The 15,066-nt window shown below is 38.0% G+C and carries 14 protein-coding genes; 10 read left to right on the top strand and 4 right to left on the bottom strand.

The genetic code is table 11. The features are described 5' to 3' along the window. Position 1 precedes the first annotated feature (1 nt). The 4 genes from HMPREF0659_RS04475 to HMPREF0659_RS04460 are packed head-to-tail and all read left to right on the top strand — an operon-like array spanning position 2 to position 4,151. Positions 2 to 619, top strand: coding sequence for a sugar transferase (locus tag HMPREF0659_RS04475; protein ID WP_013263923.1), 618 nt, complete (start codon positions 2 to 4; stop codon positions 617 to 619). Continuing rightward, positions 606 to 1,793 carry a type III PLP-dependent enzyme domain-containing protein gene (locus HMPREF0659_RS04470; protein WP_013263880.1) on the top strand — a complete coding sequence of 396 codons (1,188 nt, stop codon included), beginning with the start codon at positions 606 to 608 and terminating at the stop codon, positions 1,791 to 1,793. Before HMPREF0659_RS04475 ends, HMPREF0659_RS04470 begins: the two co-directional genes overlap by 14 nt. A 6-nt stretch (positions 1,794 to 1,799) precedes the next feature. After that, positions 1,800 to 2,783: an ATP-grasp domain-containing protein gene (locus HMPREF0659_RS04465; protein WP_044045878.1), complete on the top strand. Its 984-nt coding sequence runs from the start codon at positions 1,800 to 1,802 to the stop codon at positions 2,781 to 2,783. 6 nt (positions 2,784 to 2,789) lie between these two features. Then, positions 2,790 to 4,151 carry an aminotransferase class I/II-fold pyridoxal phosphate-dependent enzyme gene (locus tag HMPREF0659_RS04460; protein ID WP_013264039.1) on the top strand — a complete coding sequence of 454 codons (1,362 nt, stop codon included), beginning with the start codon at positions 2,790 to 2,792 and terminating at the stop codon, positions 4,149 to 4,151. Between the two features lie 299 nt (positions 4,152 to 4,450). On the opposite strand, the gene HMPREF0659_RS04455 is transcribed toward HMPREF0659_RS04460, so the two are convergent. Both HMPREF0659_RS04455 and HMPREF0659_RS04450 read right to left on the bottom strand, forming a co-directional pair. Further along, entirely contained in the window at positions 4,451 to 5,233 is a 783-nt protein-coding gene (locus tag HMPREF0659_RS04455) for a tetratricopeptide repeat protein (RefSeq protein ID WP_013263932.1), read from the bottom strand. Next, positions 5,224 to 5,550, bottom strand: coding sequence for a 2-amino-4-hydroxy-6-hydroxymethyldihydropteridine diphosphokinase (locus HMPREF0659_RS04450; protein ID WP_013263853.1), 327 nt, complete (start codon positions 5,548 to 5,550; stop codon positions 5,224 to 5,226). Before HMPREF0659_RS04450 ends, HMPREF0659_RS04455 begins: the two co-directional genes overlap by 10 nt. Positions 5,551 to 5,664: 114 nt before the next feature. On the opposite strand from HMPREF0659_RS04450, the gene HMPREF0659_RS04445 reads away from it, so the two are divergent. Continuing rightward, complete coding sequence (locus tag HMPREF0659_RS04445; RefSeq protein ID WP_013264103.1) at positions 5,665 to 6,618, top strand: glucosaminidase domain-containing protein; 954 nt, start codon at positions 5,665 to 5,667, stop codon at positions 6,616 to 6,618. Between the two features lie 324 nt (positions 6,619 to 6,942). Here the strand turns inward: HMPREF0659_RS04445 and HMPREF0659_RS04440 are convergent, their stop codons facing one another. Together HMPREF0659_RS04440 and HMPREF0659_RS04435 are read right to left on the bottom strand one after the other, a co-directional pair. After that, entirely contained in the window at positions 6,943 to 8,208 is a 1,266-nt protein-coding gene (locus tag HMPREF0659_RS04440; protein ID WP_013264133.1) for a GTP-binding protein, read from the bottom strand. Positions 8,209 to 8,418: 210 nt separating this feature from the next. Beyond that, positions 8,419 to 8,820 (bottom strand): FKBP-type peptidyl-prolyl cis-trans isomerase, encoded by a 402-nt coding sequence (locus HMPREF0659_RS04435; RefSeq protein WP_013264817.1) that lies wholly within the window; start codon positions 8,818 to 8,820, stop codon positions 8,419 to 8,421. Positions 8,821 to 8,936: 116 nt separating this feature from the next. On the opposite strand from HMPREF0659_RS04435, the gene HMPREF0659_RS12735 reads away from it, so the two are divergent. The 5 genes from HMPREF0659_RS12735 (at position 8,937) to glmS (ending at position 14,962) form a co-directional block, all read left to right on the top strand. Further along, complete coding sequence (locus HMPREF0659_RS12735) at positions 8,937 to 9,077, top strand: hypothetical protein (protein WP_004361231.1); 141 nt, start codon at positions 8,937 to 8,939, stop codon at positions 9,075 to 9,077. Between the two features lie 4 nt (positions 9,078 to 9,081). Next, the gene (locus HMPREF0659_RS04430) at positions 9,082 to 10,434 is read left to right on the top strand and encodes an MATE family efflux transporter (RefSeq protein ID WP_013264364.1); all 1,353 of its coding nucleotides are present in this window, start codon (positions 9,082 to 9,084) and stop codon (positions 10,432 to 10,434) included. 15 nt (positions 10,435 to 10,449) lie between these two features. Next, a complete protein-coding gene (locus tag HMPREF0659_RS04425; RefSeq protein WP_013263819.1) occupies positions 10,450 to 11,553 on the top strand; it encodes a metallophosphoesterase in 1,104 nt (367 codons plus the stop codon). 592 nt (positions 11,554 to 12,145) lie between these two features. Beyond that, positions 12,146 to 12,946, top strand: coding sequence for a polysaccharide biosynthesis/export family protein (locus HMPREF0659_RS04420; protein ID WP_044045877.1), 801 nt, complete (start codon positions 12,146 to 12,148; stop codon positions 12,944 to 12,946). Positions 12,947 to 13,114: 168 nt separating this feature from the next. Continuing rightward, a complete protein-coding gene (gene glmS / locus HMPREF0659_RS04415) occupies positions 13,115 to 14,962 on the top strand; it encodes a glutamine--fructose-6-phosphate transaminase (isomerizing) (protein ID WP_013263870.1) in 1,848 nt (615 codons plus the stop codon). Positions 14,963 to 15,066: the final 104 nt, after the last annotated feature.

Below are 15,066 nucleotides of genomic sequence, written 5' to 3'. Positions count from 1 at the left end.
TATGTATCAGTATTTCTTTAAAAGATGTTTCGACATTGTTTTATCTTTGTTGGCGATTATTTGTATTTCGCCAATACTGATAGTTTTTTCTATTCTCTTGTATTTTGCAAATAATGGTGCAGGCGTTTTCTTTTTTCAGCCCCGTCCAGGATATAAAGGCAAAATTTTTAAGGTAATTAAGTTTAAGACAATGAATGATAATAAAGGACCAGATGGGAATTTATTACCAGATACTCAAAGAATTACTAGAATAGGAAAATTTGTAAGGAATTCTTCTATAGATGAATTACCCCAATTTTTTAATGTTCTTAAAGGAGATATGAGCTTGATAGGACCACGTCCTTTACTTGTTAAATATTTACCTTTATATACAAGTGAACAGATGCGTCGTCATGATGTGCTTCCTGGAATTACGGGCTGGGCACAATGTCATGGTCGTAATGCAATGACATGGAAAGAAAAGTTTGAGTATGATGTTTGGTATGTTGATCATATTTCTTTTGTGACAGATATGAAAGTTATATGGTTTTCTATTAGGGCTGTATTGTGTCGTGAGGGCATTAATACTAATAATGATAATGTGACAGTAACTATGGAAGAATTTAATGGAAAAAATTAAATTACATACCCCTTGTTTTATACTTGATGAACAAGATGTAGCTCATAATATTTGTGAGTTCAAAACAGCGTTAAGTACTTACTTTGCAAAGAGTATTATAGGGTATTCTGTGAAGACTAATTCTTTACCTTACATATTAAAAATAGCAAAGGATAATGGTTGTTATGCAGAGGTTGTATCATACCACGAGTATCAACTTGCCTTAAAGGTAGGATTTCAGAAGGATCATATTATATATAATGGTCCTATGAAATCAAAAGAAACTTTTCTTGATGCCATCAAGCATCGGGCAATAGTGAATATTGAGACATGGAGAGAAGTAGATTGGTTAGATGATTTGCCTAAGGATCAAGTGTATGAAATTGGTATTAGAATAAATATTAATACTTCTCTCGTATCTCCTGAAGATGAAGATCATCCAGAAGATGATAGTCGATTTGGCTTTTCTTTTGAATCAGGTGAATTGGATAAAGTCATCAATTTAATTCTCAAAAAGAATAATATAAAGATTGTTGGTATTCATTCCCATAGAGAGCCTAAAACGAGAAGTGTGAGGTTTTATGAAAGAGTTATATGTTATGTACAAGAAATAATTCTTAAATATAATCTTTCTCTCAAATATTGGGACTTGGGTGGAGGTTTCTTTGGGTGTATGCCTAACAAGCCTACTTATGATGAGTACTCTAAAGCATTTTTTAATGCTTTAGATGTTAAATTACGTGATATTACTTTTATTGTTGAGCCAGGTAACGCTATCGTCGCTTCTGGTTTTGACTATGTTGCAGAAGTTATAGATATAAAGGATCATGATGGTAAAACATATGTCTGTACAGATGGAACACGTAATGATATAGATCCTTTTTTTCGTAAATCAGATTATTTTAAAGAGTTTTGCTGTCAAGGTGATATTTCTGTTTTTAGTCAATTACCACAGGTTGTAAGTGGCTTAACTTGTCTAGAGTATGACAGAATGTTTACAATCCCTGCAGGAGAGAGGAAACTTAACATTGGTGATCGAGTGATTTTTCATAGGGTAGGTGCCTATACAATGAGTTTAACACCTTTATTTATTCATTATTTTCCAACGATTTATTTAAAAGATTCTAAAGGTCATTTATTCGTAATCCGTGAAGAATGGTGTGAGGATGAATTTATTCAAAAATCAAAATATTAATTGCATATGAAGAATATTATGTTTTGCAGTTGTGGACGTCGTGTACAACTGTTCAAGTTTTTAAAAGATTCATTAGGTGATAGTTGTAAGATTATAGCAACTGATAATCAAAGCATAGCTCCTGCATTATATGCTGCTGATGAACATTATTTGACACCACGTATAGATGATCCTAATTATATTAATACTATCTTGAAGATTACAAAAGATAATGATGTAAAGGCTATTACAACATTGATAGATCCTGAGATAGAGTTACTTGCAAAGAATAGAGATAGATTTGAAGCTGAGGGTATTATTGTATTAGCACCTTCTAAAGAAACAGCTGCATATTGTTTTGATAAGTATGAGATGTTCCGTTATCTTGAAAAGAACAATATTCGTACAGTTCTTACTTATGATAGCTTAGAGCATTTCAAGACAGGGTATAAGAACAATGAAATAACTTTCCCTGTATTTATTAAGCCTAGAACAGGTAGTGGAAGTGTAGGTATTCACAAATGTATTACGATGAATGAACTTGAAAATTATTTTTCAGAGGGTAAGTTTGATTATATAATTCAGGAGTTCATGGACTGTGAAGATTGTGATGCAGATGTTTATATTGACTGTTACAGCCATAAACCTGTTGCTGCATTCTCTAAGAATAAACTTGAAACCAAAATTGGAGGTGCAAGTAAGACAATTTCTTTTAAAGATCAAAAATTGTTTGATTTTATTGAAGAAATATGTCAGGTGTTAGAATTTAATGGCCCTGTAGATATGGATTTCTGGTACAAAGATGGTCAGTATTATTTGAGCGAAGTTAATCCTCGTTTTGGTGGTGCTTATCTTCATGCTTATGGGGCTGGAGTTGATTTCTTCAAGTTGATTCAAAATAATATGGAAGGAAAAGTTAACGAAAGTATTATAGGTAAGTATGATGATGGTGTTTTAATGATGATGTATGACAGTGTTGTTATTGTTAGCAAGGATGAACTTGTAAAATAGAGTAAAATGGAAAGAAATCGTGTTTTACTTTGTCTCGCTCACATGAGTGGTAACGAGATGAAATACATCCAAGAGGCGTTTGATACCAATTGGGTGGTGCCATTGGGACCAAATGTCAATGGTTTTGAAGATGACTTGAGACGTTTCTCTGTCTCTGTAAGTCCTTCAGGTGAAAGGAGAAACTTCCTTGAAAAAGAGGAATATCCACAGACAATTATGGCGCATGAGGATAATCCTGATAATCTTTGGAAGGAGTCTTTACCAGAATTGAAGGATAAGCGTATAGTTGCACTCTGTTCTGGTACCTCTGCTGTACACCTCGCTTTAGTTGCATTGGGAGTTAAAGCAGGCGATGAGGTCATCTGTCAGAGTTTTACCTTTTGTGCCAGTTCACATCCAGTAACTTACCTTGGTGCAACTCCTGTGTTTGTTGACTCAGAGAAGGAAACATGGAATCTTGACCCTGCACTTTTAGAGGAAGCAATCAATGATAGAATTGCCAAGACGGGTAAGAAGCCAAAGGCAATTATCGTTGTTTATCTTTATGGTATGCCTGCGAAGATAAAAGAAATTCTTGCAGTAGCAGATAAATATGATATCCCTGTTGTAGAGGATGCTGCAGAGGGTTTAGGTTCAAGATACGAAGGACAGGTATGTGGTACCTTTGGTGAGTATGGTGTTCTGTCATTTAATGGAAACAAGATGATTACCACATCAGGTGGTGGTGCACTTGTTTGTCCTAATGAAGAGGCTCGTAATAATGTGATGTTCTATGCAACACAGGCTCGCGAGGGTTATCCATACTATCAGCATGAGAAGATTGGTTTCAACTATCGTATGAGTAATGTTTGTGCTGGTATCGGTCGTGGTCAGATGACAGTTTTAGATGAGCATATTGCTCATCACCGTCATATTGCTCATTTGTATGAAGAGGCTTTCAGTAAGATAGATGGTATTACCTTCCATGCAAACCCTTCATCAGAGTTTGATTCTAACTTCTGGCTGAACACAATGGTTCTTGACCCTTCTGTTAAGGTGAAAGGTCAGGAGAATGCATATAAGACAACAGTACAGGGAGCAGTAGGTGGTGCAGCTGGTGTTATTCATTCAGTAGATAATGCTCATACAGATTGTGAACCAAATGCTAATGTTGAGGCTATGCGTGTCTTCCTTGATAAAGCCAATATTGAGAGCCGTCCTCTTTGGAAGCCAATGCACAAGCAACCATGTTATAAGGATTGTCCAGCATACGTAAATGGTGTGAGCGAAAGTCTTTTCAAAGTAGGTATGTGTTTACCAAGTGGACCATTAGTAACAGATGATGATGTGAAATATATTGTGGAGAAGATAAAAGAGGCAATGGAGTAAACACCTTCTTTTATAACCCATATTAAGGGCTGACGTCGGAGATCTTAATGTCTTCGGTGCCAGCCCTTGTTGTGTTTCTCCATATATTAGATTATGGTAATATCTGATTTACCTTACCTTCTTATCCTCTACATAAAAGCCGTTGGATTTTCAAATGAATAAATAAAAATCTCAATCTTTATTAGGTTTGTATGTCAAGTGGATAAAAGGCATGATTTTTCTGCCATTTTTGATATGTACGTGTCGCAAAAGTACGAAAAAAAACTGAACGAACGAAGAAAAGAATAGAAATTTAGTACTTATTTTTCAAGTTTTATTTTCTCTTCTTTTTTGATAATATCTTTTACATTATCTGGCGTTGTAGATGGTAATAACATCGTAGAAATCAATGAGTTGATAATTGTCGATATGTTTTTTAATTGCGTCGTTTTATTATCTTTATTGGTCGTGTTGTCTGTTATTTTCGACAAAGAATCCTTTGGCAATGTAGCCTCATAATTTGTCCAACAAGCAGTAGCCATACGTTTTATCTGTGCAAGTCGTCCCTGCACATTTTCTTCCTGTTTATACTGGTTATAAATCTTTTCAGCATTCATATATTGGTCATATGCAGGTTTCCATGATTGAAGAAACATATTGCATAGACCTAACCGATAATAGACATCCCCTTTTTCTCGTTCATAACATACGGTTAGTGTTTTCTCATAATAGGGGATTGCTTCCTTGTATTGCTTTAAGTTAAACTTACTTTCTGCAGTGGTATAATAGTAGACTGACCGCTCATGTGGCGCAAATACTTCCAGTTTAGGCATAACACCCTCTAAGTATTTAACTGCTGCTTCATAATCCCAATCATGGTAATAGCAAAGACCTATATAAGCCTTAAAACGTTCGTTAAGCTTATATTCTTTATCCAATCGCTGAAAGATAAGCAGGGCTTCATGATACTTTGCTGAAGTAAAGTATTCCAGTGCTTTCCCTAATTCTTCAGCATCCTTACTCTTTTGTGCAAATGCAGGGATAGAAGTTGTAAGGCATAGCAGAAGCGTTATGATTAATTTTCCTGTTCTTCTTACAGCCATATTATCTTTTTTACAATCTTCTCGCCATATTGTGCGAGGTCAATATCAATCAGAACTTTTCCTATTTGATGATTTTCGTGAGAGTCACCCATAGTTTGTTCTATTTCCTTTAAGCATTGTATTACTTGGTTGAGAGATAATTTTGTATCAAAAGTTCCTATACAATTCAAGAATTTGTCAGACTTTATTCCAATCGGTTCAGTCCATTGTGCATCAGAGAATTTGACACCCTCGAAACGTTGTTTCAGCAGTGTCTGAGCTTTGAAAATATTCTCCTCCTGATTATAATTTGAGCCAAGTGCAATGATTGTCTTCATGAATACAAAGTTACGTATAAGTTTTGAAATCTTTGTGAGATTTAAGATAATTCACTTTGTATTATATAATAAAACCCGTATTTTTGCAGTTATATAATCTAAAAAGAACTTTTTATGAAGCGATATATCTTCCTTTTTATCTCATTCCTCTATATGTTTTCTACCGTAGCGTCGGGACAGGCAAGGTGGAATCAAGTTTATCAATCCTATATTGATCAGTATAAAGACATGGCTATTGAAGGTATGCTGAAGTATGGCGTACCTGCAAGTATCACGTTGGCACAAGGTCTGCTCGAGAGTGGGGCAGGGCGTGGAAGACTTGTTCTTCTTGGTAATAATCACTTTGGTATCAAATGTCATGGTTGGCTGGGTCGTACGATTTCGCATGATGATGATGCAAAAGGAGAATGTTTCCGTGCGTATGATAGTGCGTTAGAAAGTTTCGAAGATCATTGTAAGTTTCTTCGTGACCGTCCCCGTTATAGAAGTCTGTTCAGTTTGGATAGATCCGATTACCGTGGTTGGGCGTATGGGTTGAAGCGAGTAGGTTATGCTACTAATCCTGTCTATGCACAGAGTCTCATTAATCTTATTGAGCTTTATAAGCTTTACGAGTATGATAAGGCGAAAAGTTATGACCGCTTTATGGCTCATCATAGTGGTGAGAATTCTGTTGTTCGTGGCATAGAAAATGGTCGTCCAAATCCTGTTCAGGTTTTGGGTGCACATCCTATCAATAAATACAATGACAACTATTATGTTATTGTAAGACAGGGAGATTCTTTTAAGTCGTTAAGTAAAGAATTAGAAATTAGTGTAGGTAAGTTGGCTAAGTACAATGAACGTGATAAGCATGAACGTCTGATTCCTGGAGAGTATATCTGGTTGAAGAAGAAACAAAAGAAAGGTCCGAAGGAGTTTAAGAAGCGTCCATATTATGTACGTAAGTCAGAGAGTTTGTATGATATTGCACAACGTTATGGTATTCGTTTGAAGAGTCTTGTGAAGAAGAACGAAAAGATTGCCGAGCGTGGTCTGAGAATTGGCGATGAGGTGATATTATATTAATCCCCAATCTCTGTATTCATTGCAATTCATATTGTAAACTTAGAGCTTTGGATTAAACGTAATATCTCTCTAAAATGGTTTATCTGATACCTGCCCAATCAGTCATAAGACTAAAGAAAGTTTAGGCTTTAATGACTAATAGGAGGCCAAGATAATTATTAATACACATAAAAAAGCCCTTATTTATCTGCTTATAGATAAGTAAGGGCTTTGTTATTTGTTTGTCTTTACGCTATTTGCTACGCCTTTGCAACAAATGCAAACAATCTGTTCGACAGTAAAATAGTTAGAGTTCCTAAGAAGCGGATAAGGACCAATGACTGATTAGAAATCAGTCAGACAGGTATCCAATGCTTTGGTGATAGCCTCTTTGTCGAGGTCTTGACCAATAAATACGAGTTTCTGCATTCTGTCACCGTATGGCTCCTCCCAATCTTTCTTAAGTTTAGGATTATTCTCAAGGAACTCGCGCAACTGGAATGGTGGCATAGTAGCATACCATTGACCTGCATTGCGAAGGCTCACCTGCTTACCAGCCTGCTCAAAGACATAACAGATATCCTTCTCATTAGAGAAATAGCAGAGACCTTTACAACGAATAATCTGCTTAGGCCACTGACGTGCTACGAAGTCATCAAAGAAATTGATGTCGAATGGACGGCGTGCATAGTAAACGAAGGTCTGGATGTTATATTCCAAAGCTTCACCGCTTTCTTCATTTTCCAAACCGTGATGATGGTGGCAGTGGTGGTGATGGTGATGCTCGTGATGCTCGTGATGATGCTCGTCATGCTCATCGTGGTGGTGTTCATGCTCATCATGGTCGTGATGATGTTCATGTTCATCCTCCTCATCATCGTGACCTTCTATCTCTGCAATCCATGAAGCAGAGGTAGCAACCTTGTCAAAGTTGAAATCTCCTGTATTGAGGATTTTGTCTAAGTCAACATCTCCATAATTACACTCGATAATCTCAGCCTTTGGTTGAAGTGAACGAATAATCTTCTTCACCAGTCCTAATTCCTCTTTGCTGACATCATCCACCTTATTAAGAAGGATAATATTGCAGAACTCAATCTGCTGGATAAGTAAGTTCTCAATGTCATCTTCTTGCAAGTCTTTCTTCAAAAGGTCGTTTCCAGCAGAGAACTCATCACACATACGACGTGCATCAACAACGGTCACAATAGAATCAAGTACTGCCTTACCTTTCTTAGCAAGGTCTGGATACATTTGTGGATATGCGCAGATAGTCTGTGCGATAGGGGCAGGCTCGCAGATACCACTTGCCTCGATAACAATGTAGTCGAACTTCTGCTGTGAAACAATTTCGTTCAACTGCTGCACTAAGTCCATCTTCAGCGTACAACAAATACAACCATTTTGGAGTGCAACGAGCGAATCATCCTTCTGATCGACAACGCCACCTGCCTCGATGAGGTCAGCATCAATATTCACTTCACCGATGTCGTTGACAATAACGGCAAACTTAATACCCTTCTTGTTGGCAAGAATCTTGTTTACTAACGTTGTCTTACCGCTGCCTAAATAACCTGTAAGCAGGAGGACAGGAGTCTCTTTTATATTCATCTTATGTGTCTTTTGTTTTATAATTCTTAGACTACAAAGTTACAAAAAATATGCCAAGTGACATATTCAATACGATGAAATATTATGTAATTTAGTCTTTCTTATTCTTTAATTGAAAAAGAGTGGCTATGCCAATCAACGCATAGCCACTCTTTTGGGATGTATATTGATCTCTAATATGCTTTATAGACAAAGGGAAGCCTCAACTACTTATCCTATTGAAAATAGTTCTATATCAAAAACCAACGTGGAAAAAGCAGGGATATCACCATCGCGTTTTGTTCCATAACCCTCTTGATAGGGGATATGAACACGCCAATGGTCACCCTTATGCATCGCACAGAGTGCCGTTTGAAATCCTGTAATCAGTTCGTTTACACGGAATGCCTCTGGAATACCTCTCTGCCAACTATCATCGAAAACATTGCCGTTAATAAGACTACCACGGTAATGACAGGTGGCAATAGAACGTTCTGTAACTTTTCCTTCACCGCTTCCTTCCTTTATTACTTCGTATAGAATACCATTAGGAAGTTTCTTGATACCTTCCTTCTGACTAAGTTCTCTAAGGTATTCTTCATTCTTTAATTTGTATTCTTGTTTCTTTCCCATACATTTTAATTCTACATTAATGCACGCAAAATTAGCCAATATCTTTTGATTTCACAATTAATTCAATTACTTTTGTTTCGGCATAGTATTTGTTCTATAGCTTATAAACGTACGATATGAATTTTGATAGAATAGAGAATGATACACGTCGGGCAGAGTTGATTCGCGTGTTGGAGCATTCAATAGAGCGATTGTCATTGGCAGAATTGGAAGCTTTGTATTACGACCTTGTTGCTAAGGATTACATAAGGGAGTAGCGAAATGCAGTTGTTGGATAACTGGAACAAGGAGATTTTACGCCTTGCCATCCCCTCTATTATAAGTAATGTGACTGTTCCATTGTTAGGTCTTATTGACTTGGCGGTGGTAGGGCATATTGGTAATGAGGCTTATATAAGTGCGATAGCAGTCGGTTCGATGATATTCAATGTGATGTACTGGTTATTAGGATTCCTACGTATGGGAACGAGTGGAATGACATCACAAGCATATGGACGACAAGACGGACAGGAGTGTATGAATATTCTTGTGCGCACACTGACAATAGGAGTGGGAATGGGAGTCCTCTTTATCGTGGCACAGCGTGGTATAGAGTGGGGGATGCTTCGGCTGATGAATACGCCAGAGGCTTCGTGGCACTTTGTTGCTACCTACTTTAGGATCGTTATATGGGGTGCGCCAGCTATGTTGGGACTCTATGGACTGACTGGATGGTTTATCGGAATGCAAGATACGCGTACACCAATGATGGTGGCTGTGTTGCAGAACGTAGTTAATATCCTTGCCTCTTTATTCTTCGTTTTTGTATTAGACTGGAGAATCAGTGGTGTTGCAGCAGGTACAGCTTTGGCTCAGTGGGCAGGCTTTGTAGTCTCTTTATATGCTGCATACAAGCGGATAACATCAAGAAAAGAGCGAGGATTGGCTTTTGGGAAAGAACGTTGTGTAGTCTTGCAGACAACCTTCCGTCATGTATTTATCATGAGAGGAAAATGGGGTGAGTTCTTCCGTGTAAACAAAGATATCTTCTTGCGTACGCTTTGTTTGGTGGCAGTGAACTTCTTCTTTACGTCAGCTGGAGGAAAGCAGGGGGCTATGATGTTAGCTGTGAATACATTATTAATGACCTTGTTTACGCTCTTCTCTTATCTGATGGATGGTTTTGCCTATGCTGGAGAGGCGCTTAGTGGTAAGTATTATGGTGCAGGAGATAAAGAAGGACTGCACATAACAGTTTGTCGACTCTTTGGTTTTGGTGTCATTATGGCATTGATGTTTACTGCGGTTTACGTCTTTGGCGGCGTAGGTTTCCTTCGTCTTCTCACAAGTGATACGGCTGTTGTGACAGCTGCACAGCCTTATCTCTTTTGGGCTTACCTTATTCCTATAGCAGGAATGGCGGCTTTTGTGTTAGATGGGGTCTTTATCGGCTTGACAGCTACTAAGGGAATGTTATTTTCAACAGCTATGGCAATGATAACCTTCTTCGTTGTCTATTATTTGTTTTGGAATAGTTATGGAAATAACGCCTTATGGATAGCTTTTCTATCGTTTCTTGGAATGAGAGGATTTGCCTCTATTCTCTGGGCACGTAGATATTTAGTGATAATTTAAGAAAAAGATTGTAAGATGGGTTATGGTTGGATAATTGTGTTTCTTTTGGTCCTTTTGCTGGGCTGTGGATATGTAAGTTGGCATGTATGGCAGATTCTGCCCCTTGCTGTAGTAGGTAAGTGGATTGTCGTTGGAGCATTGTTGCTTTGCATCGTATGCTTCTTTACCAATTTTATCTTAGGCTTGGATAATAAGCCAATGCCAATAGCTATAACTTTGTATGAAGTTGGCAATTCTGCTGTGTTTGTCGGGCTGTATCTGTTGTTACTCTTCCTTGTGCTCGACTTGGGAAGATTACTTCATTTTGTTCCTCGTTCTTTTCTTTATAATAGTTGGACAGGTACAGTGTCAGTAGTTGTCATTATGATAGGATTGTTCGTTTATGGATATTTCAATTATTTGCACAAAGAGCGTGTACCCTTAACTTTGCAGTCGGCAAAACCGATGAAACAGCAACATCGTTTGGTAATGATGACCGACCTTCATTTAGGTTATCATAATCGTGCAGATGAGTTTAGAAAGTGGGTTGATAAGGTGAATGAAGAGCAACCAGAGGCTATTCTTATAGCAGGGGATATTATTGATGGTAGTATTCGTGCATTAATAGACCAAGATATGGCAGCTGAATTTCGTCGTCTGAAGGCTCCTGTTTATGCATGTTTAGGCAACCATGAATATCTAAGTGGGGAACCTCGTGCAAAGAAGTTCTATCAAGATGCAGGGATTCATCTGCTCATTGATAATCATAGTGTGGTGCCTTTGGCAGGTGGTGACTCAATTCTTATTGTAGGACGCGATGATAGGACGAATAAAAAGCGTGCCAGCCTACAGCATTTGATGAAGTTTGCTCCAAAGGGTTATTTTACAATTCTTATGGATCATCAGCCTTATCACTTGGAGGAGGCACAGCAGGCAGGTATAGACTTTCAACTCTCTGGCCACACGCATTATGGTCAGGTGTGGCCTGTGAGCTGGATAGAAGACCTTATCTATGAGGATGCTTTCGGACCTTTACAGAAAGGGAATACTCAATATTATGTGTCTTCTGGAATCGGTATTTGGGGTGGTAAGTTCCGTATCGGAACAAGGTCTGAATATGTAGTAGCTGATATCAAGTAGGGATTAACCATTCTGTTTGTTTAGAACAATATTTTAAACAAACTACTTATAGCATAATATGCTTATTGTTAGTGGTTTAATTTATATCATTAAATGATATCTACAAGTTGAATTCTTCATCATCTGTTATAACGTTCATGCTGCGCACATATGGTGCGGAGCATGAACACAATAGGTGCGGGGCGTAAGCACCATTGGTGTTCATGGTTTAATGTTTTATTCTTTTTTGTTGAGAGGGGGCTATGCATTGTCGGAAAAGAAGCATATAACCAAATATAAACGATAAGATCGGTAATTGTACGATTAATTAAGAAATAAAACTTCATTATCGCCTATCACCAGAGTGAGATATTAAGACAGAATAATTCTAAAGATGTTCCAACGTTTTCTTAATAAGATAAGTCGTTCGTTACGATGTGTTGAAGAATCTAAAAAGAAAAACAGATATTAGTTTGCGGTTATCAGAAAATAGTTGTATTTTTGCAAAGAATATATTTCGATCGATGAAATAAGGAAAGAAGTTCCTTTGTTTTCGTTCGTTTTTATTTTGCTAAAATTAATGTTGATAGTTGACTACACGTTATTTGTTCAAATGAAAAAAATTATTTTCTCCCTCATAGTTACGGCTATGATTATGACCATGACGGGATGTGGCTCAAGTAAGGGCTTTACTTACTTAGAAAACGCTGATTCTATTAGCCTTGCTGCTTCACGTGGCTTGTATGATGCACGCATCATGCCAAAAGATGAATTGACGATTACTGTAAACACTACTGACCCAGATGCTGCAGCTCCTTTCAATTTGCAGGTGCGTAACCAGTTGGGTAGTGGTAAGCAGGTTGCTTCGGGTGGTGGCTCTTTGCAGGGTTACTTGGTAGACAACTCTGGATTCATCAATTTCCCAGTAATTGGTAAGATTCATGTAAGTGGCTTGACAAAGCCTGAGTGTGAAGACCTTATCAAGAGTAAGATTCAGCCTTATTTGGCACGCACTGAGAATCCTATTGTGACTGTTCGTATGAGCAGTTATCATATAACCGTTCTTGGTGAAGTTGGTAGTCCAGGTGTTATTCCTGTATCAACAGAGAAGATGAGCGTCTTGGAAGCAATTGCACAAGCTGGTGACCTTGGTGTTTATGGAAAGCGTGATAACATTATGTTGATTCGTGAAGATCCAACAGGTCAGAAGCATGTTGTACGTTTGAATCTCAATGATGCAAACTTGCTTAACTCACCTTACTATTATCTTCAGCAGAATGATGTCCTCTATGTTCAACCAAACAGTGTAAAGGCTAAGAATTCTGGTATCGGTAGTTCTACTACCCTCTGGTTCTCTTTCATTGGTATTGTGACATCAGTGGCATCGTTGCTTGTAAACGTATTGAGAAAGTAAAATACTGTCCTTAGAGGCTTGTCTATAGCCTTTCTTTGGATAAAATATAATAGGAATGAGAATATCTTTGATATCCATGTCTTGGGTAGACCTTAGTGGACTACTAAAAAGAGAGGGTGTGAGAGGTATTCTCTTTTTGAATTTGGGGTAACTGATTGTATAAGGATTATGTGTGGAATTGTAGGATACATTGGAACAAAGCGTGAAGCTTATCCCATTTTAATTAAAGGCTTACAGCGCCTTGAATATAGGGGATATGACAGTGCAGGTGTAGCATTGATAAATAAAGGTAAGGAACTGAATGTTTATAAAACAAAAGGAAAGGTTGCTGACCTGGAAGAGTATTGTTCAGATAAGGACATAACAGGTAATATCGGTATTGCTCATACGCGTTGGGCAACACATGGTGAACCTTCATCATTAAATGCACATCCACATTATTCACAGTCGAAGAATCTTGCTATTATTCATAATGGCATTATTGAGAACTATGCTGAAATTAAGCATAATCTCATGGAAAAAGGAATGACATTTCAGTCAGAAACTGATACGGAAGTATTGGTACAATTGATTGATTATATACAGACAAAGAAAAACCTCAGTTTACTGGAAGCTGTTCAGTTAGCACTTCATCAAGTCATTGGTGCATATGCTATAGCTATACTTGACAAGCGCAATCCAGACACTATTATTGCGGCACGTAAGCAGAGTCCATTAGTAGTAGGTATTGGTGATGGGGAGTTCTTCCTTGGCTCGGATGCAAGTCCTATTGTAGAGTATACGGATAAGGTAGTATACTTGGATGATGGCAATATCGCCGTTATGAAGTTAGGAGAAGAACTGAAGGTTGTTAATATTCTAAATGAAGAACTGTCACCAAAGGTGCGTACAGTAGATATTAATCTTGGAGAGATAGAGAAAGGAGGTTTCCCTCACTTTATGCTCAAAGAGATTTTTGCACAGCCAGAGTGTTTGAAGAATTGTATGCGTGGACGTGTACATCCAGAACATACTCAGGTAACATTGAGAGCTTTGATAGATCATCGTGATAAGTTGTTGAATGCAAAGCGCATAATTATTGTTGCTTGTGGTACAAGTTGGCATGCAGGACTAATTGGTAAACAGCTCATAGAGGAGTATTGTCGTATTCCTGTTCAGGTCGAATATGCAAGTGAATTCCGTTATGGCAATCCTGTGGTTGGTGATGGTGATGTTGTAATAGCCATCTCACAGAGTGGTGAAACAGCAGATACACTTGCTGCAGTAGAACTTGCAAAATCAAAGGGGGCTTTTATTTATGGTATTTGTAATGCCATTGGTTCAAGTATTCCACGTGCAACAGACACCGGAACTTACATTCATGTAGGACCTGAGATTGGTGTAGCATCAACGAAGGCTTTTACAGGACAGGTTACAGTGTTGACAATGTTTGCGCTTGCACTTGCCAATGTAAAGGGAACTATCAGCGAAGAAGATTACAAGAAAGTGATAAAAGAGTTGGCTGAAATGCCATCTGTTATAGAAGAAGTCTTAAAGACAAACGATCAGATAGCAGACTTAGCACGTACGTTTACTTACGCCCGTAACTTCCTCTATCTGGGTCGAGGATATAGTTATCCGGTAGCTCTGGAAGGAGCATTGAAGTTGAAAGAGATATCCTATATACATGCTGAAGGCTATCCAGCAGCAGAGATGAAACATGGACCAATAGCTTTGATAGATTCAGATATGCCTGTCGTAGCTATTGCAACACATAATGGAATGTATGAGAAGGTTCGTAGTAATATCCAAGAGATAAAGGCACGACAAGGACGCGTGATAGCTTTAGTTTCAAAGGGTGATACAACCATCTCTAAGATAGCAGATGCTGTTATAGAACTCCCAGACATGATGGAATGTCTTGAGCCATTAGTAGCAACGGTTCCATTACAGCTGTTGGCTTATCATATTGCTGTATGTAAAGGCAAGGATGTTGATCAGCCAAGAAATCTGGCTAAGTCTGTAACAGTAGAGTAGGGGGAGGTGATTGGTTGACGCCAAACATTATAAGACATAGTCTGTGTATTTATTCTTAATGAATATAACGAATGCACAGACTGTGTTACTCCTAATAAAGTGAA

Source organism: Prevotella melaninogenica ATCC 25845, assembly GCF_000144405.1.
Lineage (GTDB): Bacteria > Bacteroidota > Bacteroidia > Bacteroidales > Bacteroidaceae > Prevotella > Prevotella melaninogenica.
Note: the sequence above shows the minus strand (reverse complement) of the source record. Positions and strands in the feature narration are given on the sequence as shown.